Source organism: Rhodovulum sp. HP10, assembly GCF_047553435.1.
Lineage (GTDB): Bacteria > Pseudomonadota > Alphaproteobacteria > Rhodobacterales > Rhodobacteraceae > Rhodovulum.
This window is the reverse complement of the sequence record NZ_CP180201.1, coordinates 3,959,738-3,975,889: the sequence shown is the minus strand read 5'-3', so window position 1 is coordinate 3,975,889 and position 16,152 is coordinate 3,959,738. Positions and strand designations below refer to the sequence as shown.

Below are 16,152 nucleotides of genomic sequence, written 5' to 3'. Positions count from 1 at the left end.
CCGCCCCGGCCGTTAACTAAACGGGCGTTCATTTCTTTCGCGACGGGGGAGCAGCGATCATGGATTTTGCGCTAAGCGAGGAACAGACGGCGGTCTTCGATCTGGCCCGCGAGTTCGGCAGGGACCATATCGCGCCCCATGCCCGAAGCTGGGAGGCCGAGGGCACGATCCCGAAAACGCTCTGGCCCGAGCTGGGCGCGCTGGGCTTCGGCGGGCTCTATGTGCGCGAAAGCTCGGGCGGGTCGGGCCTCTCGCGGCTTGACGCGACGCTGGTCTTCGAGGCGCTCAGCATGGCCTGCCCCTCGGTCGCGGCCTTCCTGTCGATCCACAACATGTGCGCGAAGATGATCGACGCCTTCGGCTCGGACGAGATGCGCGCACGGGTTCTGCCAGACGCGCTGTCGATGCAAACGGTACTGTCCTACTGCCTGACCGAGCCGGGCTCGGGCTCTGATGCGGCCGCGCTGAAGACCCGCGCGGTGCGGGGCGCCGAGGGCTGGGTGCTGAGCGGCACCAAGGCCTTCATCTCGGGCGGCGGTTATTCCGACGCCTATGTCGTCATGGCCCGCACCGGCGCGGCCGGGCCGAAGGGCATCTCTGCCTTTCTGGTCGAGGACGGGCGGCCCGGCCTGTCCTTCGGCGGGCTCGAGGACAAGATGGGCTGGCGCGCCCAGCCGACCCGGCAGGTCCAGTTCGACAATTGCGCCATTCCCGCCGGGAACCTGCTGGGCGAAGAGGGCAAGGGCTTTCGCTATGCCATGGCCGGGCTCGATGGCGGGCGGCTGAACATCGCGGCCTGCTCGCTGGGGGCCGCGCAGGCCGCCCTTGACGCGACGCTGTCCTATATGGGCGAGCGCCAGGCCTTCGGGCAAAGCCTCGACCGGTTCCAGGCGCTGCAGTTCCGCCTGGCCGACATGGAGATCGCGTTGCAGGCCGCACGCAGCTTCCTGCGCCAGGCGGCCTGGAAGCTCGACCAGGGCGCGCCCGATGCCACCAGCTTCTGCGCCATGGCCAAGGCCTTCGTGACCGAGGCCGGCTCGAAGGTCGCCGATACCTGCCTGCAGCTTCATGGCGGCTACGGCTATCTGGCCGATTACGGCATCGAGAAGATCGTGCGCGACCTCCGCGTTCACCAGATCCTCGAGGGCACCAACGAGATCATGCGGCTGATCGTGGCGCGTCAGCTGCTGGAGGCACGCGGATGAGCGATATCCGGATCCGCAAGCAGGGCCGGATCGGCCATATCACCCTGACCCGTCCCAAGGCGCTGAACGCGTTGAGCTACGAGATGTCTCTGGCGATCGAGGCCGCGCTTGATGCCTGGGCGCCCGATCCCGAGATCCGGATGATCCTGATCGATGCCGAGGGCAACAAGGCCTTCTGCGCGGGCGGCGACATCGCGGTGATGTACGAGACCGGCACCAGGGGCGATTATGCCTATGGCCAGAAATTCTGGCGCGACGAATACCGGATGAACGCCAAGCTCTTCGAATTCCCCAAGCCCGTCATCAGCCTGATGCAGGGCTTCGTGATGGGCGGGGGCGTCGGCATCGGCTGTCACGGCTCGCACCGGGTGGTGGGCGAAAGCGCGCAGGTGGCGATGCCCGAATGCGGGATCGGCCTCGTGCCCGATGTCGGCGGCTCGCTGATCCTGGCCCGCGCGCCGGGGCGGATGGGCGAATATCTGGGCGTGACCGGCCGCCGGATGGGCCCGGCCGATGCGATACATGCGGGCTTTGCCGATTATTTCGTGCCCGAAACCACCTGGCCCGCGCTGCGCGACGAGCTGATCGCAACCGGCGACTGGGAGGCCGTCGACCGCGCGGCCCGGACCCCGCCGCCGGGCGAGCTGGCCGCGCTGCAGCCCCGGATCGACGCGCTTTTTGCGGGCGAGCGCCTTCTCGACATCGTCAACGCGCTGAGCGCCGATGGTTCTGCCTTCGCGCTGTCGGCCCTGAAGGTGATGGAGCGCAACAGCCCGCTGGCCATGGCCTGCGCCATCGAGATGCAGCACCGGCTGAAGGGCTCGGACGACATCCGCCGGGCGCTGGCGCTGGAATACCGCTTCACCTACCGCGCGCCGGAACATTCCGACTTTCTCGAAGGCATCCGCGCGGCCATCATCGACAAGGACCGCAAGCCGCGCTGGAAACACCAGGGGCTCGATGCGGTGCCCGGCGCCGATGTGGCGCGGATGCTGATGCCGCTGGGCGAATACGGGCTGAAACTGGAGGAGGAACTGCAATGAAGATCGGCTTCATCGGGCTCGGGAACATGGGGGCGCCGATGGCGGCGAACCTCGTGCAGGCGGGCCATGAGGTGACCGGCTACGACCCGGCCGCCCCCTGCCCCGACGGCGTGACGATGGCCGACAGCAGCGTCGCCGCCGCCCAGGGCCGCGAGGTGGTCATCACCATGCTGCCGAACGGCGAGATCCTGCGCGCGGTCGCGGCCGAGATCCTGCCCGCGATGGCAAAGGGCGCGGTGCTTCTCGACTGCTCGACCGTCGATGTCGACAGCGCCCGCAGCGTCGCGGCCGAGGCCCAGGCGGCCGGCATCCTTGCGGTGGACGCGCCGGTCTCGGGCGGCGTCGGCGGCGCGTCGGCAGGCACCCTGACCTTCATGGCGGGCGGCAGCGACGCGGCCTTCGCGACAGTCCGGCCGCTGTTCGACATCATGGGCCAGAAGGCCGTCCATTGCGGGCCCTCGGGCAACGGGCAGGCCGCCAAGATCTGCAACAACATGATCCTCGGCGTCACCATGATCGCCACCTGCGAGGCCTTCGCGCTGGCCGACAAGCTGGGGCTGGCACGCGACAAGATGTTCGATGTGGTCTCGACCTCATCGGGCTACAGTTGGTCCATGAATGCCTATTGCCCCGCCCCCGGCATCGGACCGGCCAGCCCCGCCGACAATGGCTACAAGCCCGGCTTTGCCGCCAACCTGATGCTGAAGGACCTGCGCCTGTCGCAGCAGGCCGCCGAAACCGCCGATGCCGACACGCCGATGGGCGCGCGCGCGGCCGAGCTTTACGCCAGCTTCGTCGAACAGGAAGACGGCTCGGGTCTCGACTTCTCGGCGATGCTGCTCCGCTTCGAGAAACGCGGCCGCGGATGAGCTGGCTTGCGCGCGCCGAGGGTCTTGCGGGCCTCGAGCCGGGGATCGCCGCCCGGCTCGGGACGCTGCCGGTCAGCCCGCTGCCGAAAGGCAAGGTGCTGTTCTGTCCCGGCGAGGCGGCGCGCGGCTTCACCATCCTTCTCACGGGCCGGGTCGAGGTCTTCCTGATCGGCCCGACGGGGCGCGAGATCCTGCTTTACGCGATCGAACCCGGACAGTCCTGCGTGCAGTCGACACTGGGGCTGCTGGGCGGCGAGGACTATACCGGCGAGGCGGTCGCGGCCACCGATTGCGAGGCGGTGCTGGTCCCCAAAGAGACCTTCCTTGCGCTGATGGATGACAGCCCGGTCTTTCGCCGCTTCGTCTTCGGCGCCTTCGCGCAGCGGCTGCAATCGGTGATGGCGCTGCTGGAACGGGTGGCCTTCCAGAAGGTCGAAAGCCGCCTTGCCGCCGATCTTCTGGACCGCGCGACCGATGGCGCCGTCCATGCCACCCATCAGGAGATCGCGACCCGGATCGGCACCGCCCGCGAGGTGGTCTCGCGCCGGCTCGACGCGCTGTCCCGGGCGGGGATGGTGCGGCTCGACCGCGGCTGCGTGACGATCGAGGATGCCTCGGGGCTGGCCCGGATCGCCGGGGCCGACGGGGTCAGGTGACACCGCACGGGGCTGCAGCCCGGCAATGCAACCTAGTGATGCAGCTCCGTGACAAGGCCCTGTGACAGGACCCGGTGACACAGTCACAGACGCGCGGACCGGGCGCGCGCATACTGGGTCCATAGCGTCCGGAACGGCCGGACGGCATCCATCGGAGGACCCATCCATGACCACCCAATCCCTGCTTGCGAAAAATGTCGGCGGCCTCGACCGTGCCCTGCGCATCATCATCGGCGCGCTGATGGTGATCGCCGCCCTGGTCGGCTACAGCAACTGGCTGCTGATCGGCATCGTGCCCCTTGCGACCGGGCTGATGTCGAGCTGCCCGCTCTACTCGCTGATCGGGGTGAACACCTGCAAGAAGGACTGACAGACCCGAACCATGCGGGGGGCGCGCGGCCGCAGCCGCGCGCCGCCGCTTCGCAAGACATCGGCGGATCCGCGCCGGAACCGGTTGCTGTGCCTGAACCTTCCGGCCGCCCCGGGCGTTTCCCTCCGAACCTGAAGCGGAGACACTCGATGCGTCCGATCCTTCTGGCGGCCCTGACCGCCCTTGCCCCCTCCCTTGCTCCTGACCTTGGCCTTGCCGCGCCGCCCCATTGCCCGCCGGGCCTCGCCAAGAAAAGCCCCGCCTGCATGCCGCCCGGTCAGGCCCGCAAGGGCGACGGGTTCGGTCACGGCATCGCGGCAGGAGACCGGATCGACGGCCGCTACCGGCATCTCGACGACCCGCGCCGCTACCGGCTCGACCCGCGCGGCAGCTATTACCTGCGCGACGACGGCTGGGTAGTCCGGGTCGATCCCGAGACCCGCAAGGTGCTGGACCTGATCGGCGCGATCGACGCCCTCGTCGACTGAGCGCCCCCGTGCCGCCTGCCGCGCCGATACCGGCTATTCGGCCGCGACCCGGCGCGGCTTCAGCATGTCCTTGAGATAGCGCCCGGTATGGCTGGCCTCGCAGGCCGCCACCTCTTCGGGCGTGCCCTCGGCCACGATCCGGCCACCGCCATCGCCGCCCTCGGGGCCGATATCGATGATCCAGTCGGCAGTCTTGATGACGTCGAGATTATGCTCGATCACCACGACCGTATTGCCCTGGTCGACCAGTTCGTGCAGCACCTCCAGAAGCTTCTTCACATCCTCGAAATGCAGCCCCGTGGTCGGCTCGTCGAGGATGTACAGCGTCCGACCGGTCGCGCGCTTGGACAGCTCCTTCGACAGCTTGACCCGCTGCGCCTCGCCGCCCGAGAGCGTCGTCGCCTGCTGGCCGACCTTGATATAGCCCAGCCCCACATGCATCAGCGCGTCCATCTTCTCGCGGATCGAGGGCACCGCCTTGAAGAAGGCCTGCGCATCCTCGACCGTCATGTCGAGGACATCGGCAATGCTCTTGTCCTTGAACCGGATCTCAAGGGTTTCCCGGTTATACCTTGCGCCATGACAGGTTTCGCAGGTCACATAGACGTCGGGCAGGAAGTGCATCTCGATCTTGATCACGCCGTCGCCCTGGCAGGCCTCGCAGCGCCCGCCCTTGACGTTGAAGCTGAAGCGCCCTGGTTTATAGCCGCGCGCCTTGGCCTCGGGCAGCCCGGCGAACCAGTCCCGGATTGGCGTGAAGGCGCCGGTATAGGTGGCGGGGTTTGAACGCGGCGTGCGCCCGATGGGCCTCTGGTCGATGTCGATGACCTTGTCGAGATGCTCGAGCCCCTTGATGGTCTCGCAGGGCGCGGGCGTCTGGCGTGCCCCGTTCAACCGCATGGACGCCGTCTTGAACAGGGTCTCGATGGTCAGGGTCGACTTGCCGCCGCCCGAAACGCCCGTCACGCAGACGAACTTGCCCAGCGGAAACCGCGCGGTGACATCCTGCAGGTTGTTGCCCGTGGCCTTGACCACCGTCACCGCCTTGCCATTGCCCGCCCGGCGCTCGGCCGGCACGGCGATCTCGCGCGTGCCCGACAGATACTGCCCGGTGACCGAGGCCGGATCGGCCGCGATCTCCTCAGGCGTGCCTTTCGCCACAATCCGGCCGCCATGCACGCCGGCCCCGGGACCGATATCCAGCACGTAATCCGCCTCGCGGATCGCCTCCTCGTCATGCTCGACCACCAGCACCGAATTGCCCTGGTCGCGCAGGTTCTTCAGCGTCGTCAGAAGCCGCCCGTTATCGCGCTGATGCAGCCCGATCGAGGGTTCGTCCAGCACGTAAAGCACTCCCGTCAGGCCCGAGCCGATCTGGCTGGCCAGCCGGATCCGCTGGCTTTCGCCGCCCGACAGCGTGCCGGCATTGCGCGCCAGCGTCAGGTAATCGAGCCCGACATTGTTCAGGAAGCCCAGCCGCTCGCGGATCTCCTTGAGGATGGCGCGGGCGATCTCGTTCTTCTGCTTGCTCAGATGCCCGGGCGCGGTCTGCACCCAGGCATGGGCCTCGCGGATCGACATCTGGACCACCTGACCGATATGCAGCCCCGCGATCTTCACCGCCAGCGCCTCGGGGCGCAGCCGGTGGCCGCCGCAGCTCTGGCAGGGGCGGTTGTTCTGGTAATTCTCGAACTCCTCGCGGACCCAGGCGCTGTCGGTCTCGCGATAGCGGCGCTCCATGTTGGGGATCACCCCCTCGAAGGCCCGCGTCACCTGATAGACCCGCCCGCCCTCGTCATAGCGGAACTCGATTTCCTCCTCGCCCGAGCCGCGCAGGAAGACCTGCTGCACCTTCTTCGGCAGATCCTTCCAGGGCGTCGCCTTGTCGAACCCGTAATGCCGGGCGATGGCCTCGATGGTCTGGCGGAAATAAGGCGACTTGCCCTTGCGCCAGGGCGCGAGCGCGCCGTCATAGACGGTCAGCGCCGCATCGGGCACCACCAGGCGTTCGTCGAAGAAAAGCTCGACCCCGAGACCGCCGCAATCGGGGCAGGCCCCGAACGGCGCGTTGAAGGAAAACAGCCGCGGCTCGATCTCGGGGATGGTGAAGCCCGAGACCGGACAGGCGAAATTCTCGGAAAAGACGATGCGCTCGGGATCGCCCTCCTTCGGCGCGGTCTCCATAACGGCAATGCCGTCCGCCAGATCCAGCGCGGTGCGGAAACTGTCGGCCAGCCGGGTCTCGAGCCCCGCCTTCACCACGATCCGGTCGACCACCACGTCGATGTCATGGCGGAATTTCTTGTCCAGCGCGGGCGGTTCGTCCAGATCGTGGAACTGGCCGTCGACCTTGACCCGCTGGAAGCCCTGCTTGCGCAACTCGACGAATTCCTTGCGATACTCGCCCTTGCGGTCGCGCACGATCGGGGCCAGCAGATAGGCGCGCGTGCCCTCCTCCATGGCCATGACCCGGTCGACCATGTCCTGCACCTGCTGCGCCTCGATCGGCAGGCCGGTGGCGGGGCTGTAGGGCGTGCCGGCGCGCGCAAAGAGCAGCCGCATGTAGTCGTAGATCTCGGTGACGGTGCCGACGGTCGAGCGCGGGTTCTTCGAGGTCGTCTTCTGCTCGATCGAAATCGCGGGGCTCAGCCCGGCAATATGGTCGACATCGGGCTTTTCCATCATGTCGAGGAACTGGCGCGCATAGGCCGACAGGCTCTCGACATAGCGGCGCTGCCCTTCGGCATAGATCGTGTCGAAGGCAAGCGAGGACTTGCCCGAGCCGGACAGCCCGGTGATCACCACCAGCGCATCGCGCGGAATGTCGACATCGACATCCTTGAGATTGTGCTCGCGCGCGCCGCGCACCTCGATCCGTTTCAGCTCGGCCATCACTGCCCCCGGGGAATACTTGTGAAGAAATAGTTGACCCGAGCACGATCTCCAACCGAAAAATGAGAACATGACGGGAACATTCAAGACCGCCGAGGCTGCGTCCCCGTGCGCGCTTAACATTCGGGCCCTCGCCCCCCATAGTTCAGATGGAAATCTCAGAACAGGAGTGCGCGATGGCCAATTGGTTCGAGCTCATGGCGAGGGTCTACCCGTATATCGAGGAGATTCGCGCGAAGGATGCCAGCGTCCATGCCGAAAAGGGTGAACTGATTCTGATCGACGTCCGCGAACCGCATGAGGTCGCCCGCAGCGGCAAGGCCAAGGGGGCGATCCATATCCCGCTCATGATGATCCGGCACAAGGCGAACAGGCAGGGGCCCAATTTCGACCCGACGCTCGACCCGGCCAAGAGCTTCGCGCTTTACTGCGAGAATGGCAGCAAGGCGATCCAGGCCGCGCGGATGATGAAGAAGATGGGATACGAGGATGTCTACAACATGGGTGCCTTCCGCGAGTGGCTGAACGCCAAGCTCCCCATCGAATAGCTCCCGGTCGAGTAGCCCCCCGGATATGCAGGCGCCGCCCCGGAAGGGACGGCGCAACCTTGTGACGGGTCCCGGCCCGTCCCTAGAAATGGATCGCCCGGTCCCAGGCGTCCAGCACGGATTCGTGCATCATCTCCGACAGTGTGGGGTGCGGGAAGACGGTTTCCATCAGATCGGCTTCGGTCGTCTCCAGCTGACGGCCGACCACATAGCCCTGGATCAGCTCCGTCACCTCGGCGCCGATCATATGCGCCCCCAGCAGCTCGCCGGTCTTGGCATCGAAAACGGTCTTGACCATGCCCTCGGCCTCGCCAAGGGCGATGGCCTTGCCATTGCCGATGAAGGGGAAGCGACCGACCTTGATGTCATGGCCCTGCTCCTTGGCCCTGGCCTCGGTCAGCCCGACGCTGGCGACCTGCGGATGGCAATAGGTGCAGCCCGCGATCGAGCCCGGCTTGATCGGGTGCGGCTTCTGCCCTGCGATCAGCTCGGCCACCATGACGCCCTCATGGGACGCCTTATGTGCCAGCCAGGGCGCGCCCGCGACGTCGCCGATGGCATAAAGCCCCTCGACCCCGGTCCGGCAATACTCGTCGGTGACGACATGGGTCCGGTCGATCCTGACGCCCAGCCCTTCAAGGCCCAGCCCCTCGACATTGCCGACGATGCCGACGGCGGAAATCACGGTGTCGACCTCGATCTTCTCGAGCTTGCCGTTCTGTTCGACATGGGCGACGACCTTGTCGGCGCTGCGGTCGAGTTGCTTGACCGTGGCCTTCTCGCGGATCGTCATGCCCTGCTTTTCGAACTGTTTCTTCGCAAAGGCCGAGATCTCGGCATCCTCGACCGGCAGGATGCGGTCCATCACCTCGACCACCGTGGTCTCGGCCCCCAGCGTGTTGAAGAAGCTGGCGAATTCGATGCCGATGGCGCCCGATCCGATGACCAGGAGCTTCTTCGGCTCATGCGGCGGCTGCAGCGCGTGCTTATAGGACCAGACCCGCTTGCCATCGGCCTCGAGCCCCGGCAGGTTGCGCGCCCGCGCGCCCGTGGCCAGGACGATGGCCCTGGCGGTCAGCTCTTCGCTGCCCTTGTCTGTCTTGACCGAAACCCGGCCCTTGCCAGGCAGCGTGGCCTCGCCCATCACCACCGTGACCTTGTTCTTCTTCAGCAGATGCCCCACGCCAGAGGCCAGTTGCTTTGCCACCCCGCGCGAGCGCTTGACCACGGCCGGAAGATCATAGCCGATCCCCTCGGCCTTCAGCCCGAACTCCTTGGCGCGGTGCATCAGGTGGAACACCTCGGCCGAGCGCAGCAGCGCCTTGGTGGGGATGCAGCCCCAGTTGAGGCAGATGCCCCCCAGATGTTCGCGTTCGACCACGGCGACGCTGAGCCCGAGCTGGGCGCCGCGGATTGCCGCCACATAGCCCCCCGGCCCCGCGCCGATCACGATCATGTCGAAGTTACGCGCGGCCATGGCGCAGTCTCCCTTTCTAGGTTCCCTTGATGTTCCGAAGGCATGCGCAGTTTCCCGGCTGCGACGCCCGAATTCCCCGCAACCCGAAGCGGCGCGGGGACGATGTCAGATCCGGCTCTCGGGGCCGGTCTCAGGCAGAGGCACGCAATTCTTCGACGCAGGCAGCGTAGCCGCCGCTTTCGAGGAAGGCGATTTCTTCCTCGGAAGAGCCGCGATGCAGGGCGGCATTGCGGAACGGGAAGCGGCCGAAGCGGCGGATAAGCTCGCGATGGGCCTTGGCGTGCAGAAGGTTGTCGGCCCCGGTCTCGGGCATGCGGGTCAGCATCAGACGGACGCAGCGATCCTGGTCCATCAGGCATTCCGAATGCATCAGCGGCATGTAGAAGAACTGACGCTCGGGCTCGGGGTAACGCATGTCGAAATTATGCTCGATTGCCTGTTTGGCGGCAGCACGGGCCAGCGCGTCGGTGGCAAAGGCGCGCCAGTCGCCACGGAACATGTTGCGCGGAAACTGGTCGGTCAGGATCAGGAAGGCGAAGGCCCCCGCGGGGTTGGTCACCCATTCGTGCAGCTCGCCGGAATGGGCCGCTTCCCAGTCGCCCTTGAACTGCGCGACGATGGCGGCATCGACCTCGGGGTCGGCCTTGTACCAGCCCGCCGGGCCGACCTCTTCCATCCAGAAGCTGATGATCTGTTCGCGTCGCGGCATCTGATCCTCCTCGACCGTAGGCTGCCTGTTCGTGCTGGCGCGGATGGTTTCAGATTTACCCGGGGGGTTCAAGCCGTCCAGCGGTTCATCCCGGCCTTTAGGCCGCGCCAGGCGGCCCCGCGCCCTGATCGTCCTGCGCGGCCTCGATGGCGACCTCCTGGGCCAGCTCGACCGCAACCGGCGTGGCCGAAGGCAGCACCGGCGCATAGCTGCCGGTCTCGTCGACCGGAACCGGCGCGCGCTGGGTCATCCGGAAGGCGGTGAAGACCGCCAGCGAGGCCATCAGGACAGCGATGAAGAGAAAGAACCCGCCCGGCCCGATCACGCCCATGGCCCAGCCCGTCACCAGCGGCCCGAGGATCGCGCCGACCCCGTTGAGAAACAGCATCCCGCCCGAGGCCGCAGCCATGTCCTCGGGCTGGAGATAGTCGTTGGTATAGGCGATCAGCAGCGAGTAAAGCGGGTTCGACATGCCCCCGATGACGAAGGCCGCGGTCAGGAGCGCGGTATAGCTGCCCCCGACCGCGATCGCGGCTGCCGCCGCAGCCGCGCCGGTGGCGGCAGCCGCCAGGATCAGGGTGCGCCGGTCGATCCGGTCAGAGAGCCAGCCGATCGGATACTGGAACAGCAGGCCGCCCAGATAGATCGTGGCCACGAAGGCCGAGATCTGGGCGACCGACAACCCCGCCTCCGAGCCGAAGACCGAGGCCATCCCGAACAGTGCCGAGAACACCCCCCCGATCAGGAAGACGCCGACCGTGCCGGTGGGCGAGGTCCGGATCAGGTCGCGCAGCTTCATCGGTTTCGTCGTCTCGAAGGGCGGCGTCGGGCTGACCGACAGAAGGATCGGCGCAAACGAGATCGACACCAGCACCGAGGGGATGATGAACAGGATGAAGCCGCCCGGATCGGCGGTCAGCAAAAGCCCCTGCGCCGCGACGATCCCCGCCATCTGCGTGATCATGTAAAGCGACAGCGCCTGCCCCCGGGTCTCGTTCGAGGCGGAGTTGTTCAGCCAGCTTTCGGCGGTGACATAGACGCCCGAGAAGCAGAAACCGATCAGGACCCTCCCGATCGTCCAGGCCAGCGGGTCAGTCCAGGCGGGGTAAAGGATCAGCACCGCCGAGATGAAGGAGCCGAGCGCGGCGAAGACACGGATATGCCCGACCCGGCGGATCATCTCGGGCGCGAGCCGCGACCCGCCGAGGAAACCGAGGAAATAGGCCGACATCACCATCGACATCTCGTAGGTCGAGAACCCCTCGATCCCGCCACGGATCCCTAGGAGCGTGCCCTGGATCCCATTGCCGACCATGAGCAGAAGAATACCCAGAAGCAGGGCCCAGGAGCTTGCCAACACCTTGAACACGGGAGAAGTCCTTTCGCAGTCTTGCGATCTTACGCGGTCGGGCCGGATGGGGGGGCTTTCGGGCGACCGCTGTCCCGCAGGTCCCGACCCGGCGGAATCAGAAGCGACGCGTCGCCATAGGAGAAGAAACGATACCCATGTTCAACAGCATGAAGGTAAATTTTCCGAATACGCGCATTGCCCATCAGCGCCGAGACCAGCATCAGCAGGGTCGAACGCGGCAGATGGAAATTGGTGATGAGCGCATCGGTCAGCCGGAACCGGAAACCGGGCCTGATGAAGATGTCGGTCTCGCCCCGCCAGGGCGCGATCCGGTCCTCCGCCACGGCCGCGCTCTCGATCAGGCGCAGCGCCGTGGTTCCGACCGGAATGATCCTTCCGCCGGCATCGCGGGTCGCGTTGATCTCGGCGGCGGCGGTCTCGGAAACCTCGCCCCATTCGGCATGCATCCGGTGCTCGGACACATCGTCGGTCTTGACCGGCAGGAAGGTGCCCGCGCCGACATGCAGCGTCACATGGGTGAAGGCCACGCCCTTCGCCGCCAGCGCCGCCAGCAGGGGCTCGTCGAAATGAAGCGAGGCCGTGGGCGCCGCGACCGCGCCGGGACGGGCGGCCCAGACCGTCTGATAGTCCTCGCGGTCCTGCGCATCGGCCGGGCGGCGGGCCGCGATATAGGGCGGCAGCGGCATCGCCCCGGCCTCGGCCAGGGCCGCATCGAAGGTCGCGCCCGAACAGTCGAAGGCCAGCGTCGCATCCTCGGCCCCGCGCGCCACGACCCCGGCCGAGAGTGCGTCCGAAAACCGGATCCGGTCGCCGGGCCTCAGCTTCTTGAGGGGCCGCGCCATCGCCCGCCACGCCCCGCCCGCGACGGGCTCCATCAGCGTGACCTCGACCCGGGCCTCGGCCGGCCCCTGGCCCGTCTCGCGCCGCCGCAACCCAGACAGCCGCGCCGGGATCACCCTGGTGTCATTCAGCACCAGCCGGTCGCCGGGCCCCAGCAGATCGGCAAGGTCGCGCACATGCAGATCGCGGATCGCGTCGCCCTCGGCCACCAGCAGCCGGGCCGCCGAGCGCGGGCGCACGGGCCGGGTGGCGATCAGCGCCTCGGGCAGATCGAAATCGAAATCGGAGAGTTTCATGGCGCCTCCTTAAGCCGCGGCGCGGGGCTGCGGAAGAGCTCTCGGAACATTCCCGGCGTCAGGATCGACAATGGATTGACCCCGACCTCGAGAGCGGCCGGAGTCCCTTTCAGCGTGAAATTGAACCCCAGAACCCCCTCGCCCTTCCGGGTCAGCACCGAGCCGATGCCGTTGAACATGTAGACCGGCGACAGCACGCCCCGGAAATTCATCTGCTTCGAGCCGGTCAGGTAGACCCCCTGCAGCGACACCCCCAGCGAAGGCCCGATCGCGCTTCCTTCGCGGATCTCGACCGCGCCGGGAACCAGCCGGAACTGCGTCTCGACATTGGTGAAGGACAGCCCCTCGCCGTCGAGCAAGTCGAGCAGGCCGATTACAGAAATCGCGCTGAGCAGCTCGACCGTGGCCGGCGTGCCGCCGACCCGAAGATTGGCGATCCGGGCGGTCCCGTCGTAATGCCCGGCCTTGCCGGTCGGGTTCAGCACCAGATCGAGCGTGCCGCCACTGGCCCGGCCGTAGATCCCCGCAGCCCCCAGCACCGCGCCCGCGTCCGCCGAGCGCACCCGCACTGCCATTCCCGACTGGGCCGGCATCAGCGATACCGAGATCGGCGCCTGGCCCGCCACCCGCGCCTCGAACCCGCCCGAGGCACCGTTCAGCCGTCCCCGCACCCGGGTCAGCTGCAGGCCGTCGCCGACCCGCACCCGGTCGAGCGCGACCGCCACGGCCCCGCCGCCTCCCGCGCCGCCGCCCGTCCCGAACCGCGGCGGCATCGCCGCGAGATCGGCGCTGCCGCCGGTGATGGCCAGCGAGGGCGCCCGGCCCTCCCCCTGCCCGGTCAGCGTCACCGCCGCGTCAAGCCAGCCGCCCAGCCGGACATGCGAGAACCGCGCCGTATCGAGCCCGCCATCCGGCCTGAGCGAAACCTGCCCCTCGGCCGACAATCCCGGCGCTTCGAGGGACAGGCGCTCGACCGCAGGCGGGCTGCCCAGACGGGCCTCGAGCTCGAGCCGCCCGGCGCGGGCCTCCGGTTTCGACCAGCCGATCTCGTCGAGCCGGAGCCCGAGCCCGGTCAGATCCGAGCTGAGACGAAGCGCGGGCGGCGCATCGGGCGGCAAGGTCAGCTCGAAGGCGCCGCGCGCCGCCCCGGTGAGGCTGTTCGCGGGCAGCCCCAGCCCGAAGGTCGTGTTGATGCGCGGCGACAGCTCGACCGTGCCCGAGACCGTCGAGATCCCGCTGCCGGTCACGGCACGGCTCCAGCGCGCGCGGAGCGGCACCCCGTCAAGCGCCGCCGTGCCCGAGACCGACACCTCGTCCTCGTCGGCGCGCAGATCGAGACGCGGGGCGCTCAGGCGACGGCCGGGCACAAGACTGTCGGAGACGACATCCTCCAGCACGCCCTCGACCCTGTAGCCCACAGCCTCGAGCGGCAGATCGCGGATCAGCGGCAGCCGCAAGCCGACCGACAGCCGCGCCCGGCCCTCGGCCGTATCCGCGGGCAGCTCGGCCCGGCGCGCGAGGGTCAGGGGCGGCAGATCGATCAGCGACAAGGCCGCCGGGATCGCCCCCTCGGTCTTCAGTTCGAAGACCGCCGGCACCGGATCGGCCGCGAGGTCAGGAATTTGCATCGTCGAGCCCGCCACGGCCACCGCCCCTCCCTCGGGCGCCTCGACGCTGCCGCCCTCGACCGACACCGTCAGGCTGCGATCCTCGATCGCCAGATAGCCCCGGCCATCGCGAAGCGGCGGAAATTCCGGCAGGAAACGGACGATGGCATCGCGGATGCGCGCGCCGAGCGCCAGCCGGACCGGACCGCCGGGCGGGCGCCGAAGCCCGAGATGGGCGTCGTAGAGACTGCCCCCCTGCAGGTTTTCGGCCAGCCAGCTGCGGGCGCCCTGCGCCAGGTTCACCGGCCAGAGCGCCAGCAGGCGCCGGTGGTCGATCCTGTCGAGATCGGCGCTCATGGTCAGATCCCAGCCCTCGGGCAGCGCCCGTACCCGGCCCGAGGCGCGATAGCTGCCCTCGTCGCCGCTCAGCACCAGTTGCCCGATCTGCGCCTCGAAGGGATCGAACGCGACCCGGAGGTCGAGCGCCCCGCCGGCGAACGAGGCCGGGCTTTCGAACAGGCCGTCTGGATCGAGCCCGACCTCGCCGAAGCGCAGCTGCGCGACAAGCGCCTCGGGCCAGCCGCCGCCGGTGGCGACCAGATCGGCATGGCCCTTGCCCGTCAGCCGCAGCGCGGCCGTATCGAGCGAGATCCGCGACAGCTCGATCCGGCCCGCGCCGGCGTCATAGGTGAACTGGCTCTGGGCAGAGTCGAAGCGGATCGGCGCGGCCCCGCCCGGCGGGGTCAGCGCGCCCTGCCCGATCTCGAGCGTCGCGGTCAGATCGCCGATCCGGCCGCTTTCGTCGATCTCGCTGCGCATCGCACCCGAGATCGGTGCCTCGATCAGCGCCAGCGGCGCTAGCGCGGGCGACTGGGTGGCAATATCGGCCGAGGGCACATCCGAGAACCCCGCCGAAAGCCGCGCCGCCGGGCTGCCCCGGAACGAGGTGAAGCCGAAGGCGAATTCCGAGGCGACGGGGGCCGCGCCGCGCAGCGAGAAGAAGGCCTGCGCCACCACCGTCTCGGGCGTCTGGTCAAGCGTCATCAGCCCGTTCTCGACCCGCCAGGTCCGGTCCGCCCGGGCGTCGATATAGGTCAGCGCCAGCCCCTCGACACTGACCGAGCGCAGCGGCGCCAGCGCGGGCGCGTCGAAGCTGCGGTCGATCTGGTCCAGGATCTCGGCCAGGCTGCCGCCGACCCCGAGCGGCGCGCCGGTGCCGCCGAGGGCAAGGTCGATCCGGCCGTCGGCACCGCGGCGCAGCGTGACCTCGGCGCCGGTCAGCGCCAGATGATCGACCTCGAGCCGCCGCCCCAGAAGCGCGCGCGCATCGAGCTGCGCCTCGGCCCGCGGCAGGCGCAGGACCTCGCGCCCGGCCGCATCGGTCAGCGTCACGCCGCCCAGCCGCACCAGCGGCGCCTCGCTGCGCGACAGCCGCAGGCCCACGCTGTCGAGCCTCAGCATCAGCGGCGAAATCTCGGCATTGACCCGGGCCTCGACCCGCGCGACGGCCCAGCCCGGCAAGGTCACCATGCGCTCGGTCAGGACCAGCCCGACAAGCCCAAGCGCCCCGACCATCATGGCCAGGCCGAGCAGCAGGCCGATCCCGAGGCGCTGATGCGGGGGCCGTCCGGATCGATCGGAAGGTGACTCTCTCTCGCTCATGCCTCCGGACCCGAGGCCGCCTCTCGCGGCCGGTCCGCTCCCGTCTTGCCTGCCCCTGCGCGGGGCCTATTCTCTGCCCCGTCGCATTGCACCTATGGACCCATGGCGCGGTTCTGCC

13 protein-coding genes are annotated in these 16,152 nt (G+C 68.2%); 7 read left to right on the top strand and 6 right to left on the bottom strand.

Annotated elements, in window-relative coordinates; translation table 11 throughout:
* The first annotated feature begins 59 nt into the window (after positions 1-59).
* The 6 genes from ACK8CO_RS18650 to ACK8CO_RS18625 all read left to right on the top strand — a co-directional run bounded on the left by ACK8CO_RS18650 (position 60) and on the right by ACK8CO_RS18625 (position 4,631).
* On the top strand, positions 60-1,205 hold the full coding sequence (locus ACK8CO_RS18650; RefSeq protein WP_414897615.1) for an acyl-CoA dehydrogenase family protein: 1,146 nt from the start codon (positions 60-62) through the stop codon (positions 1,203-1,205).
* On the top strand, positions 1,202-2,248 hold the full coding sequence (locus ACK8CO_RS18645; protein WP_414897614.1) for an enoyl-CoA hydratase/isomerase family protein: 1,047 nt from the start codon (positions 1,202-1,204) through the stop codon (positions 2,246-2,248). The genes ACK8CO_RS18650 and ACK8CO_RS18645 overlap by 4 nt, the downstream gene beginning before the upstream one ends.
* Positions 2,245-3,117, top strand: a complete 873-nt coding sequence (gene mmsB, locus ACK8CO_RS18640; RefSeq protein ID WP_414897613.1) for a 3-hydroxyisobutyrate dehydrogenase — start codon at positions 2,245-2,247, stop codon at positions 3,115-3,117. The genes ACK8CO_RS18645 and mmsB overlap by 4 nt, the downstream gene beginning before the upstream one ends.
* Positions 3,114-3,773, top strand: coding sequence for a Crp/Fnr family transcriptional regulator (locus tag ACK8CO_RS18635; RefSeq protein WP_080616475.1), 660 nt, complete (start codon positions 3,114-3,116; stop codon positions 3,771-3,773). Before mmsB ends, ACK8CO_RS18635 begins: the two co-directional genes overlap by 4 nt.
* Positions 3,774-3,939: 166 nt before the next feature.
* Positions 3,940-4,143 (top strand): DUF2892 domain-containing protein, encoded by a 204-nt coding sequence (locus ACK8CO_RS18630; protein ID WP_080616476.1) that lies wholly within the window; start codon positions 3,940-3,942, stop codon positions 4,141-4,143.
* Between the two features lie 149 nt (positions 4,144-4,292).
* The gene (locus ACK8CO_RS18625) at positions 4,293-4,631 is read left to right on the top strand and encodes an excinuclease ABC subunit A (protein ID WP_414897612.1); all 339 of its coding nucleotides are present in this window, start codon (positions 4,293-4,295) and stop codon (positions 4,629-4,631) included.
* A gap of 33 nt (positions 4,632-4,664) precedes the next feature.
* Here the strand turns inward: ACK8CO_RS18625 and uvrA are convergent, their stop codons facing one another.
* Positions 4,665-7,523, bottom strand: a complete 2,859-nt coding sequence (uvrA, locus tag ACK8CO_RS18620) for an excinuclease ABC subunit UvrA (RefSeq protein ID WP_080616478.1) — start codon at positions 7,521-7,523, stop codon at positions 4,665-4,667.
* 176 nt (positions 7,524-7,699) lie between these two features.
* Between uvrA and ACK8CO_RS18615 the strand changes: the two genes are divergently transcribed.
* The gene (locus ACK8CO_RS18615) at positions 7,700-8,071 is read left to right on the top strand and encodes a rhodanese-like domain-containing protein (RefSeq protein WP_414897611.1); all 372 of its coding nucleotides are present in this window, start codon (positions 7,700-7,702) and stop codon (positions 8,069-8,071) included.
* Between the two features lie 82 nt (positions 8,072-8,153).
* Here ACK8CO_RS18615 and lpdA read toward each other — a convergent pair whose 3' ends face one another.
* From lpdA to ACK8CO_RS18590, 5 genes are all read right to left on the bottom strand, one after another.
* Positions 8,154-9,548, bottom strand: coding sequence for a dihydrolipoyl dehydrogenase (lpdA, locus tag ACK8CO_RS18610; protein ID WP_414897610.1), 1,395 nt, complete (start codon positions 9,546-9,548; stop codon positions 8,154-8,156).
* 130 nt (positions 9,549-9,678) lie between these two features.
* Positions 9,679-10,257, bottom strand: coding sequence for a DUF924 family protein (locus tag ACK8CO_RS18605; protein ID WP_080616481.1), 579 nt, complete (start codon positions 10,255-10,257; stop codon positions 9,679-9,681).
* A gap of 97 nt (positions 10,258-10,354) precedes the next feature.
* Positions 10,355-11,626, bottom strand: coding sequence for an MFS transporter (locus ACK8CO_RS18600; RefSeq protein ID WP_414897609.1), 1,272 nt, complete (start codon positions 11,624-11,626; stop codon positions 10,355-10,357).
* A 29-nt stretch (positions 11,627-11,655) separates the two neighbouring features.
* Entirely contained in the window at positions 11,656-12,765 is a 1,110-nt protein-coding gene (queA, locus tag ACK8CO_RS18595; protein WP_414897608.1) for a tRNA preQ1(34) S-adenosylmethionine ribosyltransferase-isomerase QueA, read from the bottom strand.
* Positions 12,762-16,034, bottom strand: a complete 3,273-nt coding sequence (locus ACK8CO_RS18590) for a DUF3971 domain-containing protein (RefSeq protein ID WP_414897607.1) — start codon at positions 16,032-16,034, stop codon at positions 12,762-12,764. Before ACK8CO_RS18590 ends, queA begins: the two co-directional genes overlap by 4 nt.
* Between the last annotated feature and the right edge of the window lie 118 nt (positions 16,035-16,152).

What these genes read in the sequence shown, in the direction of transcription:
- queA (WP_414897608.1), bottom strand. Translation starts at nt 12,765, where the DNA reads ATGAAACTCTCCGATTTCGATTTCGATCTGCCCGAGGCGCTGATCGCC.
- ACK8CO_RS18630 (WP_080616476.1), top strand. Translation starts at nt 3,940, where the DNA reads ATGACCACCCAATCCCTGCTTGCGAAAAATGTCGGCGGCCTCGACCGT.
- uvrA (WP_080616478.1), bottom strand. Translation starts at nt 7,523, where the DNA reads ATGGCCGAGCTGAAACGGATCGAGGTGCGCGGCGCGCGCGAGCACAAT.
- ACK8CO_RS18615 (WP_414897611.1), top strand. Translation starts at nt 7,700, where the DNA reads ATGGCCAATTGGTTCGAGCTCATGGCGAGGGTCTACCCGTATATCGAG.
- ACK8CO_RS18645 (WP_414897614.1), top strand. Translation starts at nt 1,202, where the DNA reads ATGAGCGATATCCGGATCCGCAAGCAGGGCCGGATCGGCCATATCACC.
- ACK8CO_RS18605 (WP_080616481.1), bottom strand. Translation starts at nt 10,257, where the DNA reads ATGCCGCGACGCGAACAGATCATCAGCTTCTGGATGGAAGAGGTCGGC.
- lpdA (WP_414897610.1), bottom strand. Translation starts at nt 9,548, where the DNA reads ATGGCCGCGCGTAACTTCGACATGATCGTGATCGGCGCGGGGCCGGGG.
- mmsB (WP_414897613.1), top strand. Translation starts at nt 2,245, where the DNA reads ATGAAGATCGGCTTCATCGGGCTCGGGAACATGGGGGCGCCGATGGCG.
- ACK8CO_RS18650 (WP_414897615.1), top strand. Translation starts at nt 60, where the DNA reads ATGGATTTTGCGCTAAGCGAGGAACAGACGGCGGTCTTCGATCTGGCC.
- ACK8CO_RS18590 (WP_414897607.1), bottom strand. Translation starts at nt 16,034, where the DNA reads ATGAGCGAGAGAGAGTCACCTTCCGATCGATCCGGACGGCCCCCGCAT.
- ACK8CO_RS18625 (WP_414897612.1), top strand. Translation starts at nt 4,293, where the DNA reads ATGCGTCCGATCCTTCTGGCGGCCCTGACCGCCCTTGCCCCCTCCCTT.
- ACK8CO_RS18635 (WP_080616475.1), top strand. Translation starts at nt 3,114, where the DNA reads ATGAGCTGGCTTGCGCGCGCCGAGGGTCTTGCGGGCCTCGAGCCGGGG.